Here is a 13,321-nt window from a genome sequence, read left to right on the forward strand (position 1 = left end):
TCGTGGCACCGGACACGCTCATGAAGCTCCCGGTGACGGTCCCCCCACGGGTGGGGCGCGTCCGCCTCGCGCCGCTCGGCCTCGGCCCGGGCCAGCTCGCCCTGCGCCTGGACCACCGCGATCTGGTTGCAGGGCGCCTCCTCCGTCGGCGTCGTGCACCGGGCCTGCTCGTCCGTGAGCGTCGCGCGGGCGACCGAGACGGCCGTGTCCAGGCCGATGAGCACCGAGAGGGCCGGGCCGACGCCCGCGCCCGTCAGCTCGCGCTTGGCGGTGCTGAGCGCGTCCTGCGCCGAGCGCACCCCCTCGCGCGCCGCGGTGACGGCGTCCTGGAGGGTCTGGCCGGCCGACGGCGCCTCGTACCCGACCTTCTGGTATAGCTCGCGGACACCGGCCGCGGTCGCCGCGTCGTACGCGTCGCTCGTCGGGTCGCCCGCGCTGATGCCCAGCGCCGCGAGCGCCGCCTTGAGCTGGAGGACGTCCGGTCCGGAGACCCCCGCGCGCAGCGAGCGGTACGTCGGCAGCTCCCCGGGGAGCACGATGACCGGGCGCCCGACGATCTCGAGGACGACCGACGCCGGGCCGATCTCCGTGCCCGTCTGCGGCACCTGACCGGTGACCACGGCCGGCCCTCCCAGGTCACCCGTCTCGATCTTCAGCGCGACCGGGTCCTCGTACCCGACGTCGCCGCGGATGACGAGCTCGTTGGCGATGATGCGGTTCTCCACGGGCACCGTGATGGGCCCGGCCGTCGGGGGTGCGGCATCCGCGGCCGCCTTGCCCGGCGACACGATCAGCTGGCTGAGGAGGAGGCCGGCGCCGAGGCAGACGACGGCGACGACCGCCATCGCCACGATCGTGCGCCGACCTCCGGTGACCTGCGTGCTCATTGCGCTCCTTGTGCGGCGTCGGACGTCCGGTGGTGTGTCACTCGGACGACTGCGCGGCCTTCGCGACCATGGCGTCGAGCTCGTCCTTGTGCGCGTCGATGAACTCCTGCTCGATCTCGAACTGCGCCTCGAGCACCGCGCGGCCCGCGCCGGTGCTGTCCTGGCAGGTACGGTCCGCGACGGCGGTCTCGATCTCCTGGTCGCGCAGCTCGGCGAGCGCGGCCGGGTCCTGCTCGCCGGTCTCCTCGTCGTACGGGATCTCGTTGGTGAGGTCGTAGATGCTCTGCTGAGCCTCCTCCGGCTTGGCGAAGTCGTAGCCGGCCTCCGCCATGCACTCCGCCCACGTGGCGTACGCCTCGAGCGTCCGCTCGTCGGTGCGCGAGTCCTCGTAGAGCTCGTTCATCTCCGACATGAGGTCCTTGAACTCCGGGTCGTCGTAGACCTGGCCCGCTTCGTAGACCTCGTGCTGGGCCTTGCCCTGGCAGCCGGCGGTGGTCCAGTCGTACTCCTGGACCTCCGCGGTCTCCTCGTCGGTGGGCTCCTCCGACATGGTCTGCTTGCCGTAGAGGGCCTCGTAGAAGGCCTGCTGCTCGCTCTCGCTCATCGTCTCGAGGTAGTCGGCGTTCGGATCGACCCACTCCTCGCCGCCGCCCTGGTTCATGGGCATCTCGGACGACGTGGTCGCGCCGTAGCCGTACTGCTCGGCGAACTCGAGGGAGTCCCAGGCGGGCATGTCCTCCTCACCCTCCATCACCGCGGTCATCCCGGAGTTGTCCTGCGGCGTGTACTCGAAGCCCTCGTCCTGCATGCAGGCGGCGACGATCTCCTCGGACCGGGCCATCTGCGCGTCCATGTCCGTCTCGTCCTGCGAGCCGCCCAGCTTCTCCCAGTACGCGTTGAGCGGGCTGTCCTCGTAGGTCAGCGTCGCGTCGCCCGTCGGGGTGCCACCGCCGGAGCTGCAGCCGGCGAGCAGAGTGAGCGCGACCGCCCCGGCGGCGATGGCAGCGGTGGTCCAGGTGGTCTTCATCGGTCGGCCCCTTCGGCGGGTGGAGTCACAGTCGCTCTCACTGGTGTCGACCAGGACCATAGCGGTCCCGACCAGGTCAAAGATCCACCTTCCGGCTGATCTCGTGACCCACCTGGCGAGCCCCGGGCGCCCGCCCCTCCGCGGGCGCCCGGTCGCTCGGTCCGAGGCTAGGGCTGGCCGTGCCCGGCAGACATCCACCGCAGGGTGCACAACCTTTCTGCCACGTCATACGTCAGTAGCGGATGGCGTCGATCACCTTGACCCGCACGGCGAACGTGGCAGGGATCAGGCCGGCGAGTGCGCCGACCCCCACCGCGGCGGCCATGCCGGTCAGGGCAGCGCTCACCGGGAACGGCGGCATGTCCTGGATGCCGCTGCCGCCGAACACCCGCTCGACCGGGATGTTCTTGATGATGGCGACCGCGAGCACGACGCCCACCAGCCCGGCGACGACCGTCGCGACCACCGACTCCAGGAGCACCCCGAAGAAGATCCGCCCCGAGGTGGCACCGAAGGAGCGCCGGATGCCGATCTCCCGGATCCGGTAGCGGACGGTGACCAGGGCGATGTTGACCAGGCCGAGACCGCCGAGCAGGAGCGCGAACCCGCCGATGCCGATGCCGACCCACTTCGTGGCCCGGTCCAGCCCGCCGTCGCCGTAGTCGTTGTCCCAGACCTCGACCTGCCAGCCGGGCGAGACCGCCTGCATGTCCCGCCTGATGCGTTCGCCCAGGTCGTGCGCCTGCTCGGTGGGCACCCAGAGGAACACCGTCGGCACCTGCGCGGACATCGGGTCCAGCGTGGAGCGACCGGCGCCGCCGGACTGCGTGCCGGAGCCGTCGGGGCCGATCCACCGGTGGAACTGGTCGTAGAGGACGTAGACCATCGGTTCGGCGTCCGGCCAGTCGTCGCGCAGGACGCCCACGACCGCCGCCGTGACCGGCGCCCGGTCGCCCAGCTGCACCGTCGGGTGGGACGACAGGTCCCCCAGGCCCTGCGCGCGCAGGAAGGACTGGTTGACGACGAGCGTCGGCGCCATCGCCTCGAGGTCGGCGTCGGTGAACCACCGCCCCTGCTCGGGCACGATGCGGTTGATCGTGCCGAGGGCGGCGTCGACCGCCTGCACCTGCGTGGGCCGGGTCCCGTCCGGGTAGCGGACCAGGGCCTGCGCCGACTCGTTGCGGCTGGCGTACGTGATGTCGTACCGCTCCAGCACGCGCTGGAACTCGTCGTCCCAGGCGGTGGGCACCGCGGCCGTCCCGTCCTGCGACCAGGCGTTGACGTTGAGGGTGACGACGCGGCCGGACTGGCGCTCGGTCTGCTCCTTGAACGACTGGTTGAGCATGGACACCAGGGCGGTGACTCCCGTGATCGCGGTGACCGCGCAGGCCACGCCGATGAGCGCGAGCAGGACCCGGAGCTTGTGGATGCGCAGCTCGCCCCACGCCTCGACGACCGCTCCGACGACGCCGGTCATGCCGGCACCTCCGCCTCGGGCAGCCGGCGCTCGATCCGTGCGGACCGGTCGGCGACCAGGGGGATGTCGCCGACCCACTCCGACGTGGGGTCGAGCGTGATGGGCACGAGCACGCCCTCGGTCAGCCGGTACTGCCGCTCCGCCCGGGCGGCGACCGCCAGGTCGTGCGTGATGGTCACCAGGGCGGCGCCGGTCTGCGAGGCGATCTCGTCCAGCAGGTCCATCACCTCGCCGCCGGTCTCCACGTCCAGGGCTCCGGTGGGCTCGTCGGCGAGGATCACGCGCGGACCGCGCACCAGGGCGCGGGCGATGGCGACGCGCTGCTGCTCGCCGCCCGAGAGCTTGTCGGGCATGGTGTCGACGCGGTCGCCCAGCCCGACGCGCTCGAGCATCTCGGCGGCCAGGCGGGTGCGCGCCCAGAACTGCCGGCCCCGGGCGTAGAGCAGGGGAGCGGACACGTTCTCGAGCGCCGTGCGGCCGGGCAGCAGGTTGAACTGCTGGAACACGAACCCGAAGTCGCGGCCGCGCCGCCGGGTGCGCGTGCCGTTCGAGAGGCGCCCGATCGGCACGCCCTCCAGCAGGTACTGACCGGACGTCGGGGAGTCGAGCAGGCCCAGGATGTTGAGCAGCGTCGACTTGCCGGTGCCGGAGCGGCCGACGATCGCGACGTGCTCGCCGGCGTCGACCGCGAGGGTCACGCCCTGCAGGATCTGCAGGATCCGGTCGTCGGGCAGCCGGACGGAGCGCGTGACGTCGGTGAGCTCGAGGAGGCTCATCCGCCGCACACCATCGGGTCGTACTCCACGTCGCAGTCCACGGGTTTGCCGGTACCGCCGGGCACCGGGATGAACTCCAGGACCGTGTCACCCGCCGCGAGGCCCTCGGTGATCTGCACGTTCTCGCCGTCCGTCAGTCCGAGCCCGACCGCGCGCTTCTCGGGCTCGCCGTCCGCCGCGAGCACCCACACGTTCCCCTTCTGGACGGTGCCCTGCACCGCGGTGATGGGGACGACGACCACGTCGGCGGCGGTGCCGTTGGTGATCTCGACGCTGGCGCCCAGGCCGGGGAACGCGGTGACGCCCGCCGGGATCGCGCACGTGACCGTGCCCGAGGTGCTCGGGGTGTCGCCACCGTCCGGCCCGGTGCCGGTGGCGGGCGCGGCGCCGACGCGCAGGCCGGTGCAGCCGAAGGGCGCCGGTCCGCCGTTGAGCGTGACGCTGGCCTGCGTCGGGGCACCCACCAGGCGGTACTGCTGGTCAGGGGTGAGCGTCCCGGTGACCGACAGGGTGCCGGGCGCCACCTTGCCCACCTCGTCGCCGACCGAGAGCACCTGGTCCTTGAGCGTCGGCAGCGACAGGGTCCCGGCGACCGGCGCCTTCACGGTCTCGACCACCACCTTCGGCTTGCGCTCGGTCGTGGTCACCTCCCCGGTCTCGGGGTTCGTCTTGACGATCGGGTCCTGCGGTGTCTCCTGGCGGATCTCCAGGACCGGGGTGCCGGGCGCCACCGCGGCGCCGTCGGCGACGAGCAGCTTGGACACCGTGCCGGCCAGCGTGGCGCGCACGACGACGGCGGGGTCGGAGGTGACCGACGCCTGCACGGTGACGGCGTTCGTCACGGTGCCGGTGGCCACCTCGACCGTCGGCTCGACGATCTGACCGGTGGGCTGCAGCGACGTGTCGACGGTGCTGACGTCCGCCCCGGCGAACGCGATCTTGACCAGGGCGGCCGCGATGACGGCCCACAGGACCAGGCGGATGGTCGGGAAGATGATCCTGCGGGTGACCCCCACGGTCGGGCTCCTCGGTGTCGATGGGACGGCCAGCGGTGCGACGGGAACGTACCGACCGCGCGGTGACCAGGGGATCCGTCGGGAGGATGATCCGTCCTGGATACCGCGGTCCAGACACTACTGTGCGGTGCGCACTAGGTGCCGGCAGCGACGCGCCGGGCCGTCACGGCGTCGGCGTGGGCCACGTGAGCGCCCAGGCGTCGAGCTCGCCGCGGTGCTCGTCGACGAATGCGTCCTGCGCCGCGGCGACCAGCCCGTCGCGCGTGCGGGTCAGGCCGACCTCCTCGTCGCACGCCCGCTCCGTCGTGGCCAGCTCGATCTCCCGTGCGAGGAGCCGCGGCTTCTGTGCGGCGGGGATGCGCCCCGGGCCCCCGGACTCGAACGGTGCGATCTCGTCGGTCATCAGCCGCAGCCCGTCGCCCAGCGCCTCGAGCTCAGGGTGGCCACGCTCGGCGACGCACGCGCGCCATCCGGCCACGGCGGTCGTCACCTGCGCGTCCTGGTCGACGGCCCCCTCGATCCGGCTCGCTTCGTCGCGGTAGTGCGCGTAGGTCGCGTCGTCCCACCAGGCGGTCGCGGCCTGCTCCGCCTGTCCCGCGCAGCCGTCGACCTCGGCGAGCGGGTCGTCGGCGGCCGCACCGAGCAGCGCGTCCTCGTACGCGTCGCGCTCGCTCGCGGACATCGCCGCGACCAGCTGGGCGTTCGGGTCCGGCGGGGCGATCGACACCGAGGTCGAGCCGGCGCCGTCGACCAGGCCGTAGCCGTGCTCCTGCGCCCACGTCAGGGTGGAGCGCGCGCTGGGCACCTCCTGCAGGTCGGACTGCCAGGCCCCGTCAGGACGCGGTCGGTAGTCGAAGCCCTGCGCGTGCATGCAGGACGCGACCTCCTCCTCGGCCGCCAGGGCACGCGCCTCGTCCCCGGCGTCCATCCGGGCGGCGTACTCCCCGAGGTAGTCGGAGAGCGCGCCCGTCTCCTGCGTGCTCGCCGTGCCGGAGCAGCCTGCGAGCAGCAGGACGCCCATCGCCGCCACCGCTCGACCACGCCGCATGGCGCCCGACACTACGAGCGCCGGGCGCGTGACCGCATCGGACGCGGGACGGACAACGAAACCCGCCCGCCGTTCGTCAGGTCAGGACGCCGCGCCCGCCGCCGTCGCCAGGAGGAAGGCCGGGGCCCGCAGACCCTCGGCAGCGAACGCGTCCGCAACGGCCTGCGCCACGTGGTCCACCTCGTCCGCGCCGACCAGCGCGATCGCCGAGCCGCCGAACCCGCCGCCGGTCATCCGCGCACCCACGGCGCCCGCGGCCCGTGCGGTGTCGACCACCAGGTCAAGCTCCCGGCTGGACACCTCGTAGTCGTCGCGCAGGGAGGCGTGGGACTGGTTCATCAGCGTCCCGACCAGCCCGACCTCGCCGGCGTCGAGGAGCGCGACGAACCAGGTGACCCGGTTGATCTCGTTCACCACGTGCCGGACGCGGCGCACCTCGACCTCGTCGTCGAGCTTGTCCAGCGCCCACTCCAGCCCGCGGGGGTCGTCGGACACCTCGCGCAGCGTGCCGACGCCGAGCCGGTGCGCGGCCGCCTCGCACGACGCGCGCCGGGCCGCGTACTGCCCGTCCACCAGCGCGTGCTCCGCGCGGGTGTCGACGACGAGCAGGGCGAGGTCGTGCGCTGCCAGGTCGAAGGGCACCTGCCGGACCGACCCGTCGAGGCAGTCCAGGAGGAGGGCGTGCCCCTCCTGCGACCGCAGCGAGGCCGCCTGGTCCATGCCTCCGGTGGGCGCCCCCGCCATCTCGTTCTCGGCACGGACGCAGAGCGCGGCCAGGGCTGCTCGACCCTCGGCGGACGCCGCCAGGCCCAGATCGAACGCCGCGTCCAGCGCCACCGCCACCGACGACTCGAGGGCGGCCGACGACGACAGCCCGGCGCCGTAGGGGACGCAGGAGTCGATCGCGACGTCGAACCCGGAGACGGCGTGCCCGGCCTCCCGCATCGCCCACGCGACGCCCACGACGTAGCCGGTCCAGCCGTCCACGGACCCGGGGGCGACGTCCGCGAGGTCCACCGTCCGCATCCCTGCGGGCTCCTGGGCGGAGACGAGCCGGACGAGGTCGTCGTCGCGACGGCGCAGCGCCGCGTACGTGCGGTGGGGGAGCGCGATCGGCAGACACAGCCCGCCGTTGTAGTCGGTGTGCTCGCCGATGAGGTTCACCCGCCCCGGCGCGGACCAGGTGCCGTCGGGCTCGGTCTCGAACCGGGCGCGGAACAGGGCGGCGGCGCGGTCGGCGCCCTCGCCGGGGGTCCAGGCCTCGAGCCACTCGGGGGTCATGCCAGCTCCTTCAGACGGGTCGCGATGCGCTCGGGGGTGGTGTCGCTGATCCAGGCGCCCATGCCGGACTCGACGCCGGCCAGGTACTTGAGCTTTCCCGGCGCGCGCAGGACCGAGAACAGCTGCAGGTGCAGGCGGGAGTCTTCCCGGCCCTCCCGGGTGGGTGCCTGGTGCCAGCCGGCGATGTACGGCAGGGGGATCGGCTCGCCGTCGGGCCCGACGAAGAACCGGTCGAGCCGTTGCAGCAGCGCGAGGTAGACCGTGGCGAGGTCGGCGCGCTCGGCGTCGCTCAGTGCCGGCAGGTCCGGGACGTCGCGCCGCGGTGCCAGGTGCACCTCGACGGGCCACCGCGCCGCGAACGGCACGTAGGCCACCCAGTGCTCCGACTCCAGCACCACGCGCTCGCCGTGGGCCAGCTCGGCGTCCAGGACGTCGCGGCCCAGCAGGCGGCCGGTCCGCTCCCGGTGCGCGCGCGCCTGCGCCAGCATGGTCGTCGTCTTCGGCGTGAGGTACGGGAAGGCGTAGATCTGCCCGTGCGGGTGGTGCAGCGTGACGCCGATCTCCTTGCCGCGGTTCTCGAACACGAACACCTGCTCGATGCCGGGCAGCGCACCGAGCGCGGCGGTCCGGTGCGCCCAGGCTTCGACGATCGTGCGCATCCGCTGGGGTGAGACGGTGCTCAGTGACGCCGTGGAGTCCGCCGAGAAGCAGATGACCTCGCATCGGCCGGCAGCGGGGCGCACGGTCCACAGCGGCTCGTCGTCGCGCTGCACCGGCACGTCCGGGACACCCGGCACGGCGAGCAGCGACGGGAAGCGGTTCTCGAACACCACGACGTCGTAGTCCTCGGCCGGGATCTCGCCGTCCTGGTAGACAGCCCCGGGCTTGGCGGGGGCGAGCGGGTTGGCGTCGGCGGGCGGCAGGAACGTGCGGTTCATCCGGTGCGCGGCCATCGGGATCCACTCACCGGTGAGCGGGTCGCGGCGCAGCTCCGGGCCGGTGACCGGACGGGGGACGCCGTCGGCGTCGGGCACGGGGGCGAACCGGTCGGGCAGGGGCCGGGCGTCGACGAGCGTGCGCGTGGCGGCGCCCGACACGTACGGCTCCGAGTCGTCGAAGTAGATCAGCTCCCGACCGTCCGCGAGCGTGGTGGGGGTGATGCGGACGTTCACGTGGTGGCTCCTGAGGTGGTGACCAGGCGCAGCGCGGCTCCGGTCAGGTGTCGTCGGGCGTCGGTGGGCAGGGCGTCGTCGGTGAGCAGGGTGTCGACGTCCTCGAGGGGCGCGATGCGGGCCAGGCCCACGACGCCCCACTTGGTGTGGTCCGCGAGCACGGTGGTCGCCGCGGCGCAGGCCATGAGCGCGCGGTCGGTGGCGGCCTCCGCGAGGTTCGGGGTGGTCAGGCCGGACGCGTCCAGCCCGTGCACGCCGAGATAGGTGCGGTCGACGCGCAGGCTCGCCAGGGTGGCGTCGGCGACAGGTCCGACGAGCGCGTCCGACGGGGTGCGGACCCCGCCGGTGAGGATGACCTCGATGCCGTCCGCGCCGTGCAGCGCGTCGGCGATCCGCAGCCCGTTGGTGACCACCGTGAGCGGTCGCCGGGTGGTGTCCGCGGCCAGCAGCTCGGCCAGCAGGTACGTCGTCGTGCCCGCGGAGAGGGCGACGGCCTGACCGGGATCGATCGAGGCCAGCGCAGCCCGCGCGATCGCCGCCTTCTGCGGGCCGGACCAGGTGCGCTTGGCCTCGAACCCGGGCTCGTCGGTGGGCCGGCCGGGGGCGTCCGGCGCGACCGCCCCGCCGTGGACCCGCCGCACCAGGCCCGCGCGGGCCAGCTCGGCGATGTCGCGGCGGACCGTCATGTCCGAGACGTCGAGGCTCTCCACCAGGTCCGCGACGCGGGCCGCCCCGTCCGCGCGCACGGCAGCCAGGATCCGCTCCTGACGCTGCGAGGCGAGCACCTGAACAGCCTCGCACGCAAACGAACAAACATCAACACGCGCGGGGAGTTGGCGGACGGCTCGGCCCGGCTCGGCTCGGCCCCGGGATCCCCCGGGGGCGGGTCAGCGGCCGGCCGGGGTGAGGCCCAGGGAGAGGCCAGCCAGGCCGCGGCGCCGGGCGGTCAGCGAGCGGGCGACACCCACGAGCGCCTGCGCCGCGGGGGAGTCCGGAGCGCTCAGCACCACGGGCGTCCCGGCGTCGCCGGCCTCGCGCAGCCGCACGTCCAGCGGCACCTGCCCGAGCAGCGGCACGTCGCCGCCGGTGATCCGGGTGAGGTTGTCCGCCACCGTCTGCCCGCCGCCGGAGCCGAACAGGTCGAGCCGTGAGCCGTCCGGCTGCTCCAGCCAGGACATGTTCTCCACGACGCCCACCACGTGCTGCCGCGTCTGCACCGCCACGGACCCGGCGCGCTCGGCCACCTCGGCCGCGGCCAGCTGCGGCGTGGTCACCACCACCAGCTCGGAGCCGGGCAGCAGCTGCGCCACGGAGATGGCGATGTCGCCGGTGCCGGGCGGCAGGTCCAGCAGGAGCACGTCGAGGTCACCCCAGAACACGTCCGCGAGGAACTGCTGCAGCGCGCGGTGCAGCATCGGTCCGCGCCACACCACGGGCTGGCCGGGCGGGACGAACATGCCGATCGACACGACGAGCACGCCGAACGCCTCGGGCGGCAGCAGCATGTCGTCGACCTTGGTGGGCTGGCGCGTGACGCCGAGCATGCGGGGGATCGAGAAGCCGTAGATGTCGGCGTCGACGACCCCGACCTTCAGCCCGTCGGCGGCCATCGCGACGGCCAGGTTGGCGGTCACCGACGACTTGCCGACGCCGCCCTTGCCCGACGCGATCGCGAACACCTTGGTCAGGGAGCCGGGCTGCGCGAACGGGATGACCGGCTCCTTGTCGGTGCCGCGCAGAAGGACCCGCAGTGCCGACCGCTGCTCGGGCGACATGACGCCGAAGACGACGGACACGTCGGCGATGCCGGCGACGGTGGCCGCCGCGGCGCTGACGTCGCGCGTGAGCGTGTCCTTCAGGGGGCAGCCGGGGGTGGTCAGGTCGATGCCGACGGTCGCGCGCGAGCCGGCGACCTCGACCGAGCGGACCATGCCGAGCTCGGTGATCGGGCGCTTGATCTCCGGGTCGAGGACGTGCGACAGCGCCTCGCGGATGGCGTCGAGCAGGGGGTCGGTGGGCTCCGGCATGGTGCCCATCGTAGGTGGCGCGCGGGTCAGCCCCGGGGGGCCTTCCGTCCTCGGTCGGCCGGCTCGGAGCTGCGCTCCGGCTCGGTGTCGCGCTCCGCGGTGAGGTCCTCGAGCAGGTTGCGCAGCTCGGAGCGGACGAAGTCGCGCGTGGCCACCTCGGACAGCGCGATGCGCAGGGCCGCCATCTCCCGGGCGAGGAACTCGGTGTCCGCGAGGTTGCGCTCGGCGCGCTGGCGGTCCTGCTCGGCCTGCACGCGGTCGCGGTCGGTCTGCCGGTTCTGCGCGAGCAGGATCAGCGGAGCCGCGTACGACGCCTGCAGCGAGAGCATGAGCGTCAGGGCGGTGAACCCGTTGGCGGCCTTGTCGAACCGCAGGTCCGCGGGCGCCCACACGTTCCAGGCGATCCACACCAGGCAGAACAGCGTCAGGTAGATGATGAACCGCGGCGTGCCCAGGAACCGGGCGATGCTCTCCGAGATCTTGCCGGACGCGTCCTCGTCCAGCTGCGGCTTGCGGATGAACCGACGCCGCGTCTCCAGGGGCGTGTCGAGGCGCTCAGCCACGGGTCACCCCCGGGCGGTGGCTGTCGAGCACGCCCGACTCGGAGAAGTTGCCCTCGTCGTCCGTCTCGCGCCAGTCCTCGGGCAGCAGGTGGTCGAGGACGTCGTCCACGGAGACCACGCCCAGCAGGCGCCGCTCGGAGTCGACGACCGGCAGGGCGAGCAGGTTGTAGGTGGCCAGGTTGCGGGTGACCGCGAGCAGCGGCGCGTCCACGGGGATCGACTCGATGTCGGTGTCGACGATCGACCCGATCGCCTCGTGCGGGGGCTCGCGCAGCAGCCGCTGCAGGTGCACCACGCCGATGAACCGCCCCGTGGGCGTCTCCAGCGGCGGGCGGGCGACGAACACCATCGACGCGAGCGCTGGGGTGAGGTCCTGGCGTCGCACGTGCGCCAGGGCGGCGGCGATCGGCGTCTCGGGCCCGAGGATCACCGGCTCGGTGGTCATCAGACCGCCCGCGGTGTTGTCCTCGTAGGCGAGCAGGCGCCGGACGTCCTTGGCCTCCTCCGGCTCCATGAGCTCGAGCAGCTCGGCGGCCTGCTCGTCGGGGAGCTCGCCCAGCAGGTCGGCTGCGTCGTCGGGCTGCATGGCCTCGAGCACGTCGGCGGCGCGGCTGCGGGCCAGGGCCTGCAGGATGCCCACCTGGTCGTCCTCCGGCAGCTCCTCGAGCACGTCCGCCAGCCGCTCGTTGTCCAGCGCGCTGGCCACCTCGAGGCGCCGGATGAGACCGAGGTCGTGCAGGACGTCCGCGAGGTCGGCGGGCTTGAGGTCCTCGTACTGCGCGAGCAGCAGCTCGGCACCCTGGGCCGCGCTGGCCTGGCCGAGCCCGGTGACCTCGTCGACCGCGACCAGGAGCGTCTCGCCCCGTCGGCGCAGGATGCCGGAGCGCCCGGGCGTGTGCCGGCGGACGAAGAGCTTGGTGATCACCCAGTCGCCGTTGCGCTGCAGCTCGATGGCCACGTCCTCGATGGTGGCGACGCCGGAGCCGTCGTGGAACTCCACCGTGCGGTCCAGCAGCTCCCCGACGACGAGCGTCTCGAAGGCACGCTGCTCGAATCGCCGCATGTTCACCAGGCCGGTCGAGATGACCTGCCCGGAGTCGATCGCCGTGACGCGGGTGAGCGGCAGGAACACGCGGCGCCGGGCGGCCACCTCGACGACGAGACCGACGGCCCGGGGCGCGCCCTTGGGGCGCACCAGCACGACGACGTCACGCACCCGTCCCACCTGGTCTCCGAGGGGGTCGAACACGTTGGTCCCGGCAAGGCGCGCGACGAACACCCTGGTCCCCACGCTGCTCACGTCGGTCAGCCTAGACCGGGGCACGGGTGCCGCCGGTCAGGGGGCCTGGCGATCCGCCCAGGCCTGGGGGAGGATCGCGACATGTCGTTCTCCGGAAACGCCCGAAGCCCGCGGACCCCGACGCCCCCGCAGGGCGAGACGGTCGCCGCCTACGCCACCTACCTGGAGGCGCAGAAGGCCGTCGACCACCTCGCGGACAAGGCGTTCGCCGTGCAGCTGGTGACGATCGTCGGCACCGACCTGAAGATGGTCGAGCGCGTCACCGGGCGGCTGTCCTACCCGCGGGTGGCGCTGGGCGGGTTCCTGTCCGGCGCCTGGTTCGGCTTGTTCGTCGGCCTCCTGCTCAGCCTGTTCTCCCCGCCCGGCACGCAGAGCCCGCTGCTCGCCGCGATCTTCATCGGTGGTGCTTTCGGCCTGCTGTTCTCGGTCATCACCTACTCGTTCTCGCGCGGGCGGCGCGACTTCACGTCGACCAGCCAGATCGTCGCGTCGTCCTACGCCGTCCTGTGCCACCAGGAGCAGGCCCACAAGGCGCGCGAGCTGCTGCGCGAGATCGGCGGGGTCCAGTCCGGCTGGCCGGCCCGCCCGCCGGCGCCGGTCACCACCACAAGCCCGTCGGATCCGTCGGCTGCGTACCCGCCGGCTGGGGGGAACCCGCCGTACGGCTCGCCGACCGTGCCTCCGGTCGCGCCGCCCGCACCACCCGCTCCGCCGACCGCACCGCCTGCCGACCGGCCCGTGCCGCCC

12 protein-coding genes and 1 pseudogene are annotated in these 13,321 nt (G+C 73.3%); 1 reads left to right on the forward strand and 12 read right to left on the reverse strand.

All coding sequences use genetic code 11. From position 1 onward, the window contains the following. The 12 genes and pseudogenes from RYN42_RS17005 to RYN42_RS17060 form a co-directional block, all read right to left on the reverse strand. Positions 1-887, reverse strand: a pseudogene (locus RYN42_RS17005) (hypothetical protein); the annotation flags it as partial. Between the two features lie 37 nt (positions 888-924). Next, entirely contained in the window at positions 925-1,914 is a 990-nt protein-coding gene (locus tag RYN42_RS17010; protein ID WP_315097994.1) for a hypothetical protein, read from the reverse strand. Between the two features lie 232 nt (positions 1,915-2,146). After that, positions 2,147-3,391, reverse strand: a complete 1,245-nt coding sequence (locus tag RYN42_RS17015; RefSeq protein ID WP_315097995.1) for an ABC transporter permease — start codon at positions 3,389-3,391, stop codon at positions 2,147-2,149. After that, entirely contained in the window at positions 3,388-4,167 is a 780-nt protein-coding gene (locus tag RYN42_RS17020) for an ABC transporter ATP-binding protein (RefSeq protein ID WP_315097996.1), read from the reverse strand. Before RYN42_RS17020 ends, RYN42_RS17015 begins: the two co-directional genes overlap by 4 nt. Next, entirely contained in the window at positions 4,164-5,183 is a 1,020-nt protein-coding gene (locus RYN42_RS17025) for a secretion protein HlyD (RefSeq protein WP_315097997.1), read from the reverse strand. Before RYN42_RS17025 ends, RYN42_RS17020 begins: the two co-directional genes overlap by 4 nt. Positions 5,184-5,346: 163 nt before the next feature. Beyond that, positions 5,347-6,231, reverse strand: a complete 885-nt coding sequence (locus tag RYN42_RS17030; protein WP_315097998.1) for a hypothetical protein — start codon at positions 6,229-6,231, stop codon at positions 5,347-5,349. Between the two features lie 81 nt (positions 6,232-6,312). Further along, positions 6,313-7,512, reverse strand: a complete 1,200-nt coding sequence (galK, locus tag RYN42_RS17035) for a galactokinase (protein ID WP_315097999.1) — start codon at positions 7,510-7,512, stop codon at positions 6,313-6,315. Continuing rightward, positions 7,509-8,684: a galactose-1-phosphate uridylyltransferase gene (galT, locus tag RYN42_RS17040; protein WP_315098000.1), complete on the reverse strand. Its 1,176-nt coding sequence runs from the start codon at positions 8,682-8,684 to the stop codon at positions 7,509-7,511. The genes galK and galT overlap by 4 nt, the downstream gene beginning before the upstream one ends. Then, the gene (locus RYN42_RS17045; RefSeq protein WP_315098001.1) at positions 8,681-9,469 is read right to left on the reverse strand and encodes a DeoR/GlpR family DNA-binding transcription regulator; all 789 of its coding nucleotides are present in this window, start codon (positions 9,467-9,469) and stop codon (positions 8,681-8,683) included. The genes galT and RYN42_RS17045 overlap by 4 nt, the downstream gene beginning before the upstream one ends. 102 nt (positions 9,470-9,571) lie before the next feature. Then, positions 9,572-10,711, reverse strand: coding sequence for a P-loop NTPase (locus RYN42_RS17050; RefSeq protein WP_315098002.1), 1,140 nt, complete (start codon positions 10,709-10,711; stop codon positions 9,572-9,574). A gap of 26 nt (positions 10,712-10,737) precedes the next feature. After that, positions 10,738-11,274, reverse strand: a complete 537-nt coding sequence (locus tag RYN42_RS17055) for a DUF1003 domain-containing protein (protein WP_315098003.1) — start codon at positions 11,272-11,274, stop codon at positions 10,738-10,740. Further along, the gene (locus tag RYN42_RS17060) at positions 11,267-12,574 is read right to left on the reverse strand and encodes a magnesium transporter MgtE N-terminal domain-containing protein (protein WP_315098004.1); all 1,308 of its coding nucleotides are present in this window, start codon (positions 12,572-12,574) and stop codon (positions 11,267-11,269) included. The genes RYN42_RS17055 and RYN42_RS17060 overlap by 8 nt, the downstream gene beginning before the upstream one ends. A gap of 81 nt (positions 12,575-12,655) precedes the next feature. Between RYN42_RS17060 and RYN42_RS17065 the strand changes: the two genes are divergently transcribed. Next, positions 12,656-13,321 (forward strand): general stress protein (locus tag RYN42_RS17065; RefSeq protein WP_315098005.1); only part of this gene is annotated, 666 nt, incomplete at its 3' end.

This window comes from uncultured Cellulomonas sp., from assembly GCF_963527515.1.
Taxonomy (GTDB): domain Bacteria; phylum Actinomycetota; class Actinomycetes; order Actinomycetales; family Cellulomonadaceae; genus Cellulomonas.

Bases quoted from the DNA above. Each gene is read 5' to 3' on its own strand.
- galK (WP_315097999.1), bottom strand. From the start codon at position 7,512: ATGACCCCCGAGTGGCTCGAGGCCTGGACCCCCGGCGAGGGCGCCGAC.
- RYN42_RS17020 (WP_315097996.1), bottom strand. From the start codon at position 4,167: ATGAGCCTCCTCGAGCTCACCGACGTCACGCGCTCCGTCCGGCTGCCC.
- RYN42_RS17010 (WP_315097994.1), bottom strand. From the start codon at position 1,914: ATGAAGACCACCTGGACCACCGCTGCCATCGCCGCCGGGGCGGTCGCG.
- RYN42_RS17050 (WP_315098002.1), bottom strand. From the start codon at position 10,711: ATGCCGGAGCCCACCGACCCCCTGCTCGACGCCATCCGCGAGGCGCTG.
- RYN42_RS17030 (WP_315097998.1), bottom strand. From the start codon at position 6,231: ATGCGGCGTGGTCGAGCGGTGGCGGCGATGGGCGTCCTGCTGCTCGCA.
- RYN42_RS17015 (WP_315097995.1), bottom strand. From the start codon at position 3,391: ATGACCGGCGTCGTCGGAGCGGTCGTCGAGGCGTGGGGCGAGCTGCGC.